The organism is Roseomonas sp. KE0001, from assembly GCF_016107285.1.
Lineage (GTDB): Bacteria > Pseudomonadota > Alphaproteobacteria > Acetobacterales > Acetobacteraceae > Pseudoroseomonas.
Window position 1 is genome coordinate 300887 of the sequence record NZ_RCVQ01000001.1, and the last position, 14058, is coordinate 314944.

Sequence of the window (14058 nt, forward strand, 5' to 3'; positions counted from 1 at the left end):
GGCATGAACTGGACCCTCATCCTCCCCGAGCTGGTGCTGGCCCTGGTGGGCCTCGCTGCCCTGGCCGGCGGCGTGCTGCCGAAGCGCGACACGCATTTCGCCGTCAACATGGCGGTGCTGGGCGGGCTCCTGCTCACCGCTGTCCTGGTCGTGGCGCAGCCGGAGGGCGACGCCTTCAACGGGCAGTACGTCGCCGATGCCTTCACCCGCTTCATGAAGCTGCTGGTCCTGGCTGGCGCCGCGCTCGGCCTCCTCCTGGCGATGGACTGGAACGAGAAGGAGGGGTTGGGCAAGTTCGAGTTCCCGGTGCTGCTGCTGTTCAGCAGCCTCGGCATGATGGTCATGGTCTCGGCCAATGACCTCATCGCGCTCTATCTCGGCCTCGAGCTGCTCTCCCTCTCGCTCTATGTCATCGCCGCCTTCAACCGCGACAGCGAGCGCTCGGCCGAGGCCGGGCTGAAGTACTTCATCCTGGGCTCGCTGGCCTCGGGCCTGCTGCTCTACGGCTCCAGCCTGATCTATGGCTTCAGCGGCTCGACCAATTTCGACGCCATCGCCGATGCCCTGACCGGGATGGAGAGCGTTCCCTTCGGCGTGGTGGTGGGTCTGGTCTTCGTGCTCGCGGCCCTGGTCTTCAAGGTCTCGGCCGTGCCCTTCCACATGTGGACGCCGGATGTCTACGAAGGGGCGCCCACCCCGGTGACGGCCTTCTTCGCCTCGGCGCCGAAGGTCGCCGCCGTCGCCCTTCTGACCCGTGTGGCCGCGGGCCCCTTCGGCGACCTGGTCGGCCAGTGGCAGCAGGTGATCATCCTCTGCTCGCTGGGCTCGATGATCCTTGGCGCGCTCGCCGCCATCGGGCAGAAGAACATCAAGCGCCTGATGGCCTATTCCTCGATCGGCCATGTCGGCTATGCCCTGCTGGGCCTCGCCGCCGGCACCGAGTTCGGCGTTCGCGCGCTGCTGCTCTATATGGCGATCTACCTCTTCACCAATGTCGGCGCCTTCGCCGTGCTGGTGGCGATGCGCCGCAACGGCCGCGCGCTGGAGGGGGTGGACGACCTCGCGGGCCTGGGCAAGGCGGACCCGGCCATGGCGCTCGCCATGACCTGCTTCATGCTCTCCATGGCGGGCATTCCGCCGCTGGCCGGCTTCTTCGGCAAGCTCTACGCCATCGGCGCGGTGTGGCAGGAAGGCTTCGTCACCCTCGGCGTGGTCGCGGTGCTCAGCTCCGCCGTCTCGGCCTACTACTACCTGCGCGTCATCAAGGTCATGTACTTCGATGCCGGAGAGGCGCTCGATCCACGCCCGACGAGCCTGTCGGTGGTGCTGACCGGGACCGGCCTCTTCACCGTCTTCTTCTTCGCCTTCCCGGCGCCCTTCATGGCGGCCGCGCAGGCGGCGGTGCTGGCCCTGCTGGGGTGAACCGTCCCGACGCCTCGTGGCGCCTCGCCGTCCATGAGGAACTGGCCAGCACGCAGGATATCGTGCTGGCCGCCGCGGCGGCGGGCGAGCCGGCGGGGTTCGCCGTCCTCGCCCGGCGGCAGACCGCCGGTCGCGGCACCCAGGGGCGCGCCTGGAACTCCTCCGAGGGCAATCTCCACCTCTCCCTGCTGCTGCGCCCCGATGGGCCGCTGCGGAGCGTGCCGCACTGGTCGCTACTGGCCGCGGTCGCCCTGGCCGAAGCCGTGGCCGCCCATCTGCCCGAGCCGGCGGCGCTGCGGCTGAAATGGCCGAACGACCTGCTGCTGGATGGGGCGAAATGCGCCGGTATCCTGACCCAGGCGGCGCCGGACGGGGCGGGGGGCGCCGGCTGGGTGGTCGTCGGGATAGGGGTGAATCTCCGCCACGCCCCGCATCTTGGGGACCGTGCCACCACCAGCCTCGCGGCGCGGGGCGGCGCGGTGCCGGAGCCGGTTTCCTTCGCCTGGGAACTTCTCGGCAGGCTCGATCTCTGGCGTGCCCGGTATGCCGCCGAGGGCTTCGGTCCGGTGCGGCGGGCCTGGATGGCGAGGGGTCCGCGGCCCGGCAGCACCTTGCGGCTGCGCCAGGCTGGCCGGCTGGTCGAGGGACGCTATGGCGGCCTGGATGGCGACGGGCGGTTGCTGCTGGAACGGGAGGAAGGGCCGCTGGCAATCTCCTCGGGCGAGATCGAGACGCAGGACCCGTCGCCTGTCCGCAATCCGTGATCGCGGGCGGTCTCGTTCCGTCGGTGCAATCGGCTGGCAAGTAAGGCTATGTGGACGGTGTGAGAGGGTATGACGTCCGACTCCGCGCGGGACGGCGCGGCGACATCCAGCGATTACCGCTGCCTGGGGCCGCGCCGCGGTGGCCCGTGGGCACTGGCGATATTGGCACGGGCCCGTGCCACCCCATCTTTCTTCCACGGAATTCGCCTGACGCGCGCCACGCTCCCGCTGGAGCGGCGCTGACGAAGGCTCTCGAATCTGCCCCCGGATCACCCCTGGGCGTATGACTGAATGAACATCACGACTGGTCAGGATACATGAATCTTTACAATAGCGATCTGGCCTTCATCCCGCTCGGCGGGACGGGGGAGATCGGCCTCAACCTGAATGTCTACCGCTGCGACGGGCAGTTGCTGGCTGTCGACTGCGGCATCGGCTTCGGCGGCGCCGAGCAGCCCGAGGCCGAGGTGATGGTGCCGGACCCGTCCTGGCTGGCCGAGCGGCGCGACAAGCTGCTGGGCCTGGTGATCACCCATGCGCATGAGGACCATATCGGCGCGGTGGCGCCGCTGTGGCCGCAGCTGCGCTGCCCGGTCTATGCCAGCCCCTTCGCCGCCTCCGTGCTCCGGCGCAAGCTGGGTGAGGCCGGCCTGCTCAGCCAGGTGAAGATCGTCACCGTCCCGCTCGGGGGCAGCCTGGAGCTTGGCCCTTTCCAGCTGCGCTTCATCCGCGTCACGCATTCGGTGCCGGAGCCGCAGTCCCTGGCCATCCGCACCCCCTACGGCACCGTGCTTCACACCGGGGACTGGAAGCTCGACCCCGATCCGCTGATCGGCGAGCCGGCCGATGAGGCGGCCTTCGCCGAGCTCGGCCGGGAAGGGGTGCTGGCCATGGTCTGCGACAGCACCAATGCGCTGGTCGAGGGGCATTCCGGCAGCGAGGCGGAGGTGCGGCGCAATCTCACCGCGCTGATCCGCCAGCTGAAGGGCCGCGTCGCCGTGACCTGCTTCGCCACCAATGTGGCGCGGGTCGAATCCATCGCCCTGGCGGCCCGGGCGGCCGGGCGTCAGGTGGCGCTGTTCGGGCGCAGCCTGCGCAACGCGGAGGCCTCGGCGCGGGAATGCGGCTATCTCCAGGAGGTGCCGCCCTTCATCCATGAGGATGACGCCGACGACGTGCCGGACGATCAGCTGCTGATCATTTGCACCGGCAGCCAGGGTGAGCCGCGCTCGGCCATGGCCAAGATCGCCGCCGATACCCATCCGCGCATCTCGCTGGGCGAGGGGGACACGGTCATCTTCTCCTCCCGCATGATCCCGGGCAACGAGCGGGCCATCCTGCGGCTGCAGGACGATCTGGCGCGCGGCGGCTGCCGGGTGATGACGGCGGATGACCACATGGTGCATGTCTCCGGCCATCCGGCGCGGGACGAGCTGAAGCGCCTCTATTCCCTGGTGAAGCCGCGCTTCGCCGTGCCGGTGCATGGCGAGTGGCGCCACCTCCAGGAGCACGCCGCCCTGGCGCGGGAGATGGGCTCGACCCCCGTTCTGGTCGAGGATGGCGATGTCCTGCGCCTCGGGCCGCTGTCGGGCAACGCCGTCCCCGACGTGGTGGAAGGCGTGCCGACCGGCCAGCTGGTGCTCGATGGCGACAGGCTGCTCCCCCTGGAGGGCGGCGTGCTGGGCGCCCGGCGCAGGATGCTGTTCAACGGCATCGTCGTGGCGTCGCTGGCGGTGGACCGGGGCGGACGCGTGCTCGGCACGCCCCAGGTTTCGGCGCCGGGCCTCTTCGACATGGCCGACGTCGCTCCGGGACAGATCGCCGAGGAACTGGCGCGCGCGGTGGGCGACCTGCCACCGGCCCTGAAGCAGGAGGACGACATGCTGCGGGACGCCGCCCGCACGGTGCTGCGCAAGGCGCTCGGCCGGCGCCTGCGCAAGCGGCCGAGCGTCGAGGTGCATCTGCTGCGCGTCTGAGAGCGGCGGGGTCCGGCCGGTGTCTTATCCCGGTCGGGTCTGCAGGGCCCCGCCGCGCGGTGGCGGAAGCGTGCGGGCCAGCCGGTGCGCCGGCTGTTCTACGCCATGGTGCAGCGCCAGGGCGAGCGGGAAGGAGAGCGGAACGGCGAGGGCGGCAATGGCCAGCGGCCCCGCCTGATCCCGCAGCGCATGCGTCAGGGTCAGCAGCACCGGCATGTGCGCCAGATACAGGCTGAAGGAGATGCGGCCGAGCCGGAGCAGGCCTGGCCGCCTCAGGATCCGCGCCAGCGCGCCCTCGTGCTGCGCCAGCAGGATGAGCAGAACCGAGCCGGCGATGACACCATAGTCATGCGCCGCCGCCGCCATGACGACCACGGCGATGCCGGCGGCAAGGCGTTGCGTGCCGTCCAGCGAGAGAGGGGGCCGGAGCGCCAGGGCGGCGCCGGCGGCGAAGGCCGGCAGGAAGCCGGCGGAGGCCGCGAAGGTGCGCCCCAGGCTCTCGCCGAGGGAAATATGGCCTTCCGGCATCCCGGCCATTCGCGCCACCGCCGCGCCGAGCATCGCGAGGGCCATCAGCAAGGCGAGCCTGCCGTGGAACAGCAGGGCGAGCGGCAGCAGGAGGGCGATGCGCCACTCATGCACCAGGGACCAGAGGACGGGGTTGAGCTGGAAGCCATCGCCGTGGCTGAGCAGCATCCCCTGCTCCAGGAGGCCGCCCCAGGACCAGGGAGCGCTCCAGGCGGCGCCGGCCAGGAGATGCGGCGTCCCTTCCGGCAGCGGGCCATGCCAGACCAGCCTTTGCAACAGCGCCGAGAGGAGCAGCGAGGCCATCACCGGCAGGCCGAGGCGGAAGGCCCGCTGCAAGGCGAAATGCCACCAGCCGGCGACGCTCAGCACCGAGCCGGGCTGTCGCGCCTCCTGCGCGGCCAGCGCCCGGGTGAGGACAAAGCCGCTGAGCACGAAGAAGAACACCACCGCCTGCCGCCCCGTGGCGAGGGGCCGCAAGGGCGTCTCGGCCAGCAGCCAGGCCAGGGCAGGGGGCACCGAGGGGAGGGTCAGATAGGCATGGTGCAGGACCACAACGAGCGCGGCGAGGCCGCGCAGGGAGTCGAGTTCAACCAGTCTTGCCTTGAAAGCCGTCATGCGTGTCCCGGTTCAGGAGAAGGCCGGGACGCCGGGGCGGAGCCGGGCCATGGACCGCGCCGTGACGCGGATCCGAGGAGGGGCGAAGCGCGAAAGCGGCGCCGGCGCAGGCAAGCGCCAGGATGTGGCAGGCTTGTGGCAGGCGCTTCACGAGGCCGTGGGCCCGCTCCGTCCTAGCCCCTGGTCCCGGCCCCTGGCCGGCGCGCGGCGGCTGGCCTATGTCCCGCGCCAGGCGCCAGCCCATGGCGGCGCCCGGAGGAGGAGTGGCTGGCATGAACCTGTTCACCGGCTTCGTGGTCTATTTCCTGGTCTGGTGGACGGTGCTGTTCGCGGTGCTGCCCATCGGAGTCCGGCCCGAGCCCGAGGGCGATCCCGCCATCGGCGGGTGGCGCGGCACCCCCCGATCGCCAGGGCTGCTGAAGAAGGCTTTGCTGACGACCCTGCTGGCGACCCTCATTTGGCTGGGGATCGAGCTGCTGGTGAGCAGCTCCTGGCTCAGCTTCCGCGAGGGATGGCTGGCGATGCCTACGGAATAGGCTTCTTGGCGGAATTTGAGCAGAAAACGCTCATCATTCGAGCGCATACGCCTCGGGCGCCCGTTTTTTCAACAGGCATCCGAGGTTTTTGCATTGCAGCGTGAAGCCTGGCCAGACACCATGGGTTCAGGAAGAGAGCTGGTTCTCTTCCTGCCGTGTGACTGGCGTTTCCTCCCTAAACTCGGGCCGCACTTCGGTGTGGCCCTTTTTTTTCGTTGTATCCGGCGACACTGCCGGAGTGAAGGAGGTTTGTTCGTCATCCAGTGGGGAATTGACGTATTATTTCCATTTCTTGCAGTGCAGCATAATTTTATTGCGGCGCATCATGGCTGGCGGCGGCCTCTGGCATAACGCGCCGCCGGCCCTTACCTTCCGCCGGCCTGATGCTCCGGAGTTCCGACCTTGCGCCTGTCCCGCGCCTTCCTGCCGACCCTGAAGGAAATTCCCGCCGAGGCGGCGATCGCCTCGCACAAGCTGATGCTGCGCGCCGGGATGATCCGGCAGACCAGCGCCGGCCTCTACGCCTGGTTGCCGCTCGGCCTGCGCGTCCTGCAGAAGGTCAGCCAGATCGTGCGCGAGGAGCAGGATGCGGCCGGGGCGCAGGAGATCCTGATGCCGACGATCCAGAGCGCCGACCTCTGGAAGCAGTCCGGCCGCTACGAGGACTACGGCAGGGAGATGCTGCGCATCACCGATCGCCACGAGCGGGAGATGCTCTACGGCCCGACCAATGAGGAGATGGTGACCGACATCTTCCGGTCCTATGCGCGCTCCTACCGCGATCTGCCGCGCAACCTCTATCAGATCCAGTGGAAGTTCCGCGACGAGATCCGCCCCCGCTTCGGCGTCATGCGCGGCCGCGAGTTCCTGATGAAGGACGCCTATTCCTTCGACCTCGACCAGGAGGCGGCGCGGCTCTCCTACAGGAGGATGTTCGTGGCCTATCTGCGCACCTTCGCGCGGATGGGGCTCAAGGCCATCCCGATGCGCGCCGACACCGGCCCGATCGGCGGCGATCTCAGCCACGAGTTCATCATCCTGGCCGAGACCGGCGAGAGCCAGGTCTATCTGCACCGCGACCTGCTGGAGTTCGACGTGCTGGCGCAGACGCCGGACTACAATGGCGACCTCAGCCCGATCGTCGACTTCTGGACCAGCCGCTACGCCGCAACCGACGAGATGCACGACGAGGCCGCCTGGAACGCCGTGGAGGGCGATGCCCAGGTTTCGGCCCGCGGCATCGAGGTCGGCCACATCTTCTATTTCGGCGAGAAGTACGCGAAGCCCATGGGCCTGACCGTGGCCGGGCCGGACGGCCAGCCGGTGGTGCCGCATATGGGCAGCTACGGCATCGGCGTCTCCCGCCTGCTCGGCGCCATCATCGAGGCCAATCACGACGAGGCCGGCATCAAGTGGCCCGAGCCGGTGGCGCCCTTCCGCTGCGCCATCCTCAACCTCAAGCCTGGCGATCTGGCGACCGACGCGCTCTCCGAGAAGCTCTATGCCTCGCTGCCGGGCGACGCCGTCTATGACGACCGCAACGAGCGGGCGGGCGTCAAGTTCAACGACGCCGACCTGGCCGGCTACCCCTGGCAGGCCATCATCGGCCCGCGCGGCGCGGCCAATGGCGTCATCGAGCTGAAGCGCCGCGCGACCGGAGAGCGGCAGGAGGTCTCGATCGAGGCGGCCCTGGCGCAGATCCTCGGCCGCTGAGCCGCCACGTGTTCGGAGCCTTCGAGCGCAAGGTCGCGTTCCGCTACCTGCGGGCGCGCAAGGGCGAGCGCTTCGTCTCGGTGATCGCCACCTTCTCCCTGGTCGGCATCGCGCTCGGCGTCGCCACGCTGATCATCGTGATGAGCGTGATGAACGGCTTCCGGCAGGAACTGCTGGGCCGCATCCTCGGGCTGAACGGGCATCTCGGGGTCTATGCCGCCGGGCCGGGCGGCCTGCGCGACTACGACGACATCACCGCGCGCATCCGCCAGCTCGCCGGCATCGATTCCGCCGCGCCCATCGTCGAGGGGCAGGTGCTGCTGACCAGCGAGGCCGGCGGCGCCACCGGTGGCCTGGCGCGCGGCATCCGGCCCGAGGACCTGCGCGCCCGGCCGCTGCTCGCCGGCAATATCCGCGCCGGCAGCCTGGAGGCCTTCCAGGGCGAGGACGCCATCCTGATCGGCACCCGGCTGGCGCAGAAGCTCGGGGTCGGCATCGGCGACAGGGTCACGCTGGTCTCGCCGCAGGGCCGCACCACCGTCATCGGCACCGTGCCGCGGCTGCGCGCCTATACGGTGGTGGCGATGTTCGAGGCGGGGATGAACGAATACGATTCGTCCTACGTCTTCCTGCCTCTGCCGGCGGCCCAGATCTACTTCCAGATGCGCGACGCCGCCTCGCAGATCGAGGTCTTCGTGCGCGACCCCGACCGGGTACGGCAGGCGAGCCGGGAGATCGTCGACGCGCTCTCGCCCCGCCCGGTGCGGGTGCTGGACTGGCAGGCCAGCAACAGCAGCTTCTTCGCCGCCGTCCAGGTCGAGCGCAACGTGATGTTCCTGATCCTGACGCTGATCATCATCGTCGCCGCCTTCAACATCGTCTCCTCGCTGATCATGCTGGTGAAGGACAAGGGACGGGATATCGCCATCCTGCGCACCATGGGCGCGACGCGCGGCGCGGTGATGCGGGTCTTCCTGATCTGCGGCACCTCGATCGGCGTGCTCGGCACCGGCATCGGCTTCGCCCTCGGCCTGGTCTTCTGCCTGAACATCGAGAGCATCCGCCAGGCGCTGCAGGCGCTGACCGGCACGCAGCTGTTCAGCCCGGAGGTCTATTTCCTGACGCGGCTGCCGGCGGTGGTGAACCCGCATGAGGTGGCGCAGGTGGTGCTGATGGGCCTCGGCCTGTCGCTGCTGGCGACGCTCTACCCGTCCTGGCGCGCCGCGCGCACCGATCCGGTGGAGGCCCTGCGCAATGAGTGAGGTCCGCCTGCGCCTCGAGCGCGTCGAGCGCCGCTTCCGCACCGAGGCGGGTGAGCTGCCCGTGCTGCGCGGCGCCGAGCTGACCCTGCATGCGGGGGAGATCGTCGCCCTGGTCGCGCCCTCGGGCACCGGCAAGTCCACCCTGCTGCACCTGGCCGGGCTGCTGGAGCGGCCCGATGCGGGGGAGGTGGTGATCGGCGGCCGGCCGGCCGGCACCCTGTCCGACGACGCGCGCAGCGCGCTGCGCGGCCGGGCCATCGGCTTCGTCTACCAGTTCCACCACCTGCTGCCGGAATTCACCGCGCTGGAGAATGTCGTGCTGCCGCAGATGGCGATCGGGACCGGCGAGAAGGAGGCCGCCCGCCGGGCGCGCGAGCTGCTGGCGGGCTTCGGGCTGGAAGGGCGGGAGGCGCACCGGCCCGGTCGCCTCTCGGGCGGCGAGCAGCAGCGCGTGGCCATCGCCCGGGCCCTGGCCAACCGGCCCGGCCTGCTGCTGGCCGACGAACCCACCGGCAACCTCGATGTCGCCACCGCCGAGCAGGTCTTCGCGCAGCTTCTGGCGGCGGTGCGGGGCGCCGGGCTGGCGGCGCTGATCGCGACGCACAATCCCGAGCTGGCGGCGCGGATGGACCGGGTGGTCACCTTGCGGGACGGACAGGTGGTGGCGGCCTGACCGCGCCGACTCCGCGGCGCGGCCTGCCTTCGGCGGCGGCTTCTGCTAAACTGCCGGGATGACCGCCAGCTTCGTCCATCTCCACGCCCACTCCGCCTATTCCCTCGCCGAGGGGGCGATCAAGACGGAGAAGCTGGCCGAGCTGGCCAGGGCACAGGACATGCCGGCCCTGGCGCTGACCGACACCGCCAACATGTTCGGCGCGCTGGAATTCGCCAAGGCCTGCTCGGGCAAGGGCGTGCAGCCCATCATGGGCTGCCAGCTCTTCCTCTCGCGCGGCGCGGCGGACGAGCGGCCCGAGGTGCTGCGCCTGCCGCCCGATCCGGTGGTGGCGCTGGCCATGAACGCGGAAGGGCTGGAGAACGTGCAGCGGCTCTCCTCCCAGGGCTTCCTGCGCGACGATCCCAGCGGCCGGCCGGCGGTCACGCTCGAGCTGCTGAAGCAGCATGCCGCAGGCGTCGTCCTGCTCACAGGGCCCAGCACCACCGGTCCGCTGGGCCGCCTCCTGCAGGAAGGGCGGCGGGACGCGGCGCTGCGGCTGCTGCATGCCCTGCGGGAGAGCTTCACGGACGACCGCCTGGTGGTGGAGATGACGCGCCATGGGCTGGAGATCGAGCGCGTTCTCGACCCCGCCCTGCTGGCGCTCGCCGATGCCGCGGACCTGCCGGTCGCCGCCGCCAACGACATCTACTTCGCCCGGCCCGAGATGTACGAGGCGCATGACGCGCTGCTCTGCATCGCCGAGGGGCGCACCCTGGCCGAGACGGACCGCCGCCGCGTGACGCCGGAGCATCACTTCAAGTCCGCCGAGGCAATGCGGGCCCTGTTCCGCGACCTGCCCGAGGCCTGCGACAACACCCTGGCGATCGCGCGGCGCTGCACGGTCATGGCGGAGACGCGCAAGCCCGAGCTGCCGGTCTGCCCCAAGGTCCAGCCCGGCATGACCGAGGCCGAGACGGTGCGCGACATGGCGCGCCGCGGCCTGGAGGTGCGGCTCGACGCACAGGGCACGCCGCCGGGGGAGAGGGACCGCGCCGCCTATCGCGAGCGGTTGAACTTCGAGCTCGACGTCATCGAGAAGATGGGCTTCTCGGGGTATTTCCTGATCGTCGCCGACTTCATCCAGTGGGCCAAGCAGAACGACATTCCGGTCGGGCCGGGGCGTGGCTCGGGCGCCGGCTCGGTGGCCGCCTGGGCGCTGCTGATCACCGACCTCGACCCGCTGCGCTTCGGCCTGCTCTTCGAGCGCTTCCTGAACCCCGAGCGCGTCTCGATGCCGGATTTCGACATCGACTTCTGCCAGGACCGCCGCGACGAGGTGATCCAGTACGTCCGCCGCGAGTATGGCGAGGACCGGGTGGCGCAGATCATCACCTTCGGCCGGTTGCAGGCCAAGGCGGTGGTGCGGGATGTCGGCCGGGTCATGGGCATGCCCTACGGGCAGGTCAACAAGATCGCCGAGCTGATCCCCTTCAACCCGGCCAAGCCGGTGACGCTGCAGCAGGCCATCGACGGCGAGCCGCGCCTGCAGGAGATGCGCGAGGCGGACGAGACGGTCGCCCGTCTGATGGAGACCGCCCTGGTGCTGGAGGGGCTGTACCGCAACGCCTCCACCCACGCGGCGGGCGTCGTCATCGGGCGCAAGCCGCTGATCGACACCGTGGCGCTCTACCGCGATCCGCGGTCGGACATGCTGGTGACGCAGTACTCGATGAAGTACGTCGAGAATGCGAGCCTGGTGAAGTTCGACTTCCTCGGCCTCAAGACGCTGACGGTGCTCGAGCGCGCGGTGGGGATCCTGCGCGAGGAGGGCGAGACGATCGACCTCGCGAAGATCCCGCTCGACGACCGGAAGACCTACGAGATGCTGGCGCGGGGCGATTCCGCCGGCGTGTTCCAGTTCGAGGGCCAGGGCATGCGCGACTGCCTCCGCATGATGCGCCCCGACCGCTTCGAGGACCTGATCGCCGCCGTCTCGCTCTATCGGCCGGGCCCGATGGCCAATATCCCGGCCTATTGCGCCCGCAAGCATGGCGAGCCCTGGGAGCCGGTGCACCCCTCCATGCGCCATCTGGTGGAGGAGACCTACGGCATCCTGGTCTATCAGGAGCAGGTCATGCAGATCAGCCAGGACGTGGCCGGCTATTCGCTGGGCGGTGCCGACCTGCTGCGCCGCGCCATGGGCAAGAAGATCCGCTCCGAGATGGAGGCCCAGCGCAGGATCTTCGTCGAGGGCGCGGTGCGGAACGGCGTGCCGGAAGGCAAGGCCGGCGAGATCTTCGACCTGATGGAGAAGTTCGCGGAATACGGCTTCAACAAGTCGCACGCGGCCGCCTATGCGCTGGTCGCCTACCAGACCGCATGGCTGAAGGCGAATTATCCGGTCGCCTTCCTGGCCGCCTCCATGACGCTCGACATGGACAAGACCGAGAAGCTCGCCAACCACATGCAGGAGGCCTCGCGGCTCGGCATCCCCGTGCTGCCGCCGGACGTGAACCGCTCGGCGGCCGAGTTCCGCGTCGAGCGCCGGGAGGATGGCGGGCAGGCGATCCGCTTCGCGCTCGCCGCCGTCAAGCGCGTCGGGCTGCAGGCGATGCGGGATCTGGTGCGGGCGCGCGACGCCCGGGGGCCCTTCGCCTCGGTGGCGGAGTTCGCCGGCCGGGTCGATCCCAAGCTGCTCAACAAGATGCAGCTGGAGAATCTGGCGCGGGCCGGCGCCTTCGACAGTCTGGAGAGGAACCGGGCGCGGATGGCGGCCAGCGCCGAGGTCATCCTGCGCCGCGCCCAGGCCAGCGCCGAGGAGCGGGTCTCGAGCCAGATCGGCCTGTTCGGCGGCGGCGACTCCCGGCCCGAGCCGCTGCGCCTGCCGGAGGTGCAGGACTGGCCGGAGCTGGAACGGCTCAGCCAGGAGGCCGAGGCGGTCGGCTTCCACCTCTCGGCCCATCCGCTCGACACCTACCGGGATGTGCTGAGGAAGCTGCGCGCCGTGCCGATCGCCCAGCTGCAGCAGCGCGCCGAGGCGGGGGCGGGGGTCCTCAGGATCGCCGGCACCGTGGTCAACAGCAAGGAGCGCACCACCCGGACCGGCAGTCGCATGGCCTGGCTGCGCCTCTCGGATGCCAGTGGCAGCACCGAGGTGACGCTCTTCTCCGAGGTGCTGCTGAAGAACCGGGCGCTGCTCTTCGAGGGCAACGCCCTTCTGGTCACCGCCGAGGCGCGCATGGAGGGCGAGACGCTGCGCCTGACCGCCCAGGGCCTCGAATCCCTGGACAAGGCGGCGGCGGGGGTGGGGCAGATGCTGCGCCTCAGGATCGAGGCGGCCGAGGCCGTGGCGCCGATCCGCGCCATGCTGGAGAAGGAGGGGCCCGGCCGGGGCCGCGTCGTGCTGGTGCCGCGCCTGGGCCCGGCGCAGGAGGTCGAGGTCGCCCTGCCGGGGCACTGGAACGTCTCGCCCCGCCTGGCCCAGGCGATGAAGGTGGTCCCCGGCGTCGAGGTGCTGCCGGCCTGACGCCGCTATCCGCTGGCGCCCGCGGGCCAGGGATTTCTTGCCAGCGGCGGCCCATCCGCCTATATCGCCCCCGCCGGCGCGGGACGTCCCCGCGCCGGCAAATCCGCACGCGGCGCGCCCTTCCACCCGCAGGTGACAGGGTCCGGTCCCCGAAAGGGGCGAAGCGCCGCGGAGGCTCAACCGGACGTGACCTGAAGGAAGGACCGCCACCATGGCGATGCCAGAAGTTTCCCTGCGCCAGCTGCTCGAGGCCGGTGTCCATTTCGGCCACCACACCCGCCGCTGGAACCCGCGCATGGCGCCCTACATCTTCGGCGTGCGCAACCAGGTGCATATCCTGGACCTGCAGCAGACCGTGCCGATGCTGGACCGCGCGCTGCGCACGATCCGTGACGTGGTGGCGGGCGGCGGCCGCGTGCTCTTCGTCGGCACCAAGAAGGCGGCGGCGGAGTATGTGGCGGACGCGGCGACCCGCTGCGGCCAGTACTACGTCAACCACCGCTGGCTCGGCGGCATGCTGACCAACTGGAAGACCATCACCGGCTCCATCAAGCGCCTGAAGCAGATGGACGAGCAGCTCGCCGGCAACACCCAGGGCCTGACCAAGAAGGAGGTCCTGATGCTGACCCGCGAGCGCGAGAAGCTCGACCGCGCGCTGGGCGGCATCCGCGAGATGGGCGGCCTGCCGGACATCATCTTCGTCATCGACGTGGTGAAGGAGAAGCTGGCGATCGAGGAGGCCAACAAGCTCGGCATCCCCGTCGTGGCCGTGGTCGACTCCAACGCCGATCCCGAGGGCGTGGCCTTCCCGATCCCGGGCAATGACGACGCCATCCGCGCCATCAACCTGTATTGCGACCTGGTCGCCGGCGCCGTCTTCGACGGCATCAGCGCCGAGCTGCAGGCCTCCGGCGTCGATCTCGGCGCGTCCGAGGACCTGGGTGCCGAGGAGCTGCCGGTGGTCGAGGGCGTCGAGGGTGCCGCCGTGGCGGAGGCCGAGGCCGCCGTGGGCGGTCCCGATGCCCCGGTCGCGCCGCAGGCCTGACTGATCGATCCGTCCG

Annotated in this window: 10 protein-coding genes; 9 read left to right on the forward strand and 1 reads right to left on the reverse strand. The window is 70.1% G+C overall.

Translation table 11 applies throughout. The annotated features are described in order from the left end of the window. The first annotated feature begins 3 nt into the window (after nt 1-3). The 3 genes from nuoN (at nt 4) to D9598_RS01395 (ending at nt 4162) form a co-directional block, all read left to right on the forward strand. On the forward strand, nt 4-1422 hold the full coding sequence (gene nuoN, locus D9598_RS01385; RefSeq protein WP_198364599.1) for an NADH-quinone oxidoreductase subunit NuoN: 1419 nt from the start codon (nt 4-6) through the stop codon (nt 1420-1422). Then, on the forward strand, nt 1419-2186 hold the full coding sequence (locus tag D9598_RS01390) for a biotin--[acetyl-CoA-carboxylase] ligase (protein ID WP_198364600.1): 768 nt from the start codon (nt 1419-1421) through the stop codon (nt 2184-2186). The genes nuoN and D9598_RS01390 overlap by 4 nt, the downstream gene beginning before the upstream one ends. Before the next feature lie 317 nt (nt 2187-2503). Next, on the forward strand, nt 2504-4162 hold the full coding sequence (locus D9598_RS01395; protein ID WP_198364601.1) for a ribonuclease J: 1659 nt from the start codon (nt 2504-2506) through the stop codon (nt 4160-4162). 24 nt (nt 4163-4186) lie between these two features. On the opposite strand, the gene D9598_RS01400 is transcribed toward D9598_RS01395, so the two are convergent. Then, complete coding sequence (locus D9598_RS01400) at nt 4187-5305, reverse strand: acyltransferase (RefSeq protein WP_198364602.1); 1119 nt, start codon at nt 5303-5305, stop codon at nt 4187-4189. 272 nt (nt 5306-5577) lie between these two features. Here D9598_RS01400 and D9598_RS01405 point away from each other — a divergent pair, with 272 nt between their 5' ends. The 6 genes from D9598_RS01405 to rpsB all read left to right on the forward strand — a co-directional run bounded on the left by D9598_RS01405 (nt 5578) and on the right by rpsB (nt 14042). Next, a complete protein-coding gene (locus tag D9598_RS01405; RefSeq protein WP_198364603.1) occupies nt 5578-5841 on the forward strand; it encodes a DUF1467 family protein in 264 nt (87 codons plus the stop codon). Between the two features lie 402 nt (nt 5842-6243). Continuing rightward, entirely contained in the window at nt 6244-7554 is a 1311-nt protein-coding gene (proS, locus tag D9598_RS01410; protein WP_198364604.1) for a proline--tRNA ligase, read from the forward strand. A gap of 8 nt (nt 7555-7562) precedes the next feature. Continuing rightward, complete coding sequence (locus D9598_RS01415; protein WP_198364605.1) at nt 7563-8816, forward strand: lipoprotein-releasing ABC transporter permease subunit; 1254 nt, start codon at nt 7563-7565, stop codon at nt 8814-8816. Continuing rightward, on the forward strand, nt 8809-9489 hold the full coding sequence (locus D9598_RS01420) for an ABC transporter ATP-binding protein (RefSeq protein WP_198364606.1): 681 nt from the start codon (nt 8809-8811) through the stop codon (nt 9487-9489). The genes D9598_RS01415 and D9598_RS01420 overlap by 8 nt, the downstream gene beginning before the upstream one ends. Before the next feature lie 58 nt (nt 9490-9547). Next, nucleotides 9548-12997 carry a DNA polymerase III subunit alpha gene (dnaE, locus tag D9598_RS01425; RefSeq protein ID WP_198364607.1) on the forward strand — a complete coding sequence of 1150 codons (3450 nt, stop codon included), beginning with the start codon at nt 9548-9550 and terminating at the stop codon, nt 12995-12997. 211 nt (nt 12998-13208) lie between these two features. Then, complete coding sequence (rpsB, locus tag D9598_RS01430; RefSeq protein WP_198364608.1) at nt 13209-14042, forward strand: 30S ribosomal protein S2; 834 nt, start codon at nt 13209-13211, stop codon at nt 14040-14042. The last annotated feature ends 16 nt before the right edge of the window (nt 14043-14058 follow it).

Excerpts from the sequence above, each read along its gene's own strand:
- nuoN (WP_198364599.1), top strand. The coding sequence starts at position 4 with ATGAACTGGACCCTCATCCTCCCCGAGCTGGTGCTGGCCCTGGTGGGC.
- D9598_RS01395 (WP_198364601.1), top strand. The coding sequence starts at position 2,504 with ATGAATCTTTACAATAGCGATCTGGCCTTCATCCCGCTCGGCGGGACG.
- D9598_RS01400 (WP_198364602.1), bottom strand. The coding sequence starts at position 5,305 with ATGACGGCTTTCAAGGCAAGACTGGTTGAACTCGACTCCCTGCGCGGC.
- D9598_RS01420 (WP_198364606.1), top strand. The coding sequence starts at position 8,809 with ATGAGTGAGGTCCGCCTGCGCCTCGAGCGCGTCGAGCGCCGCTTCCGC.
- D9598_RS01405 (WP_198364603.1), top strand. The coding sequence starts at position 5,578 with ATGAACCTGTTCACCGGCTTCGTGGTCTATTTCCTGGTCTGGTGGACG.
- dnaE (WP_198364607.1), top strand. The coding sequence starts at position 9,548 with ATGACCGCCAGCTTCGTCCATCTCCACGCCCACTCCGCCTATTCCCTC.
- rpsB (WP_198364608.1), top strand. The coding sequence starts at position 13,209 with ATGGCGATGCCAGAAGTTTCCCTGCGCCAGCTGCTCGAGGCCGGTGTC.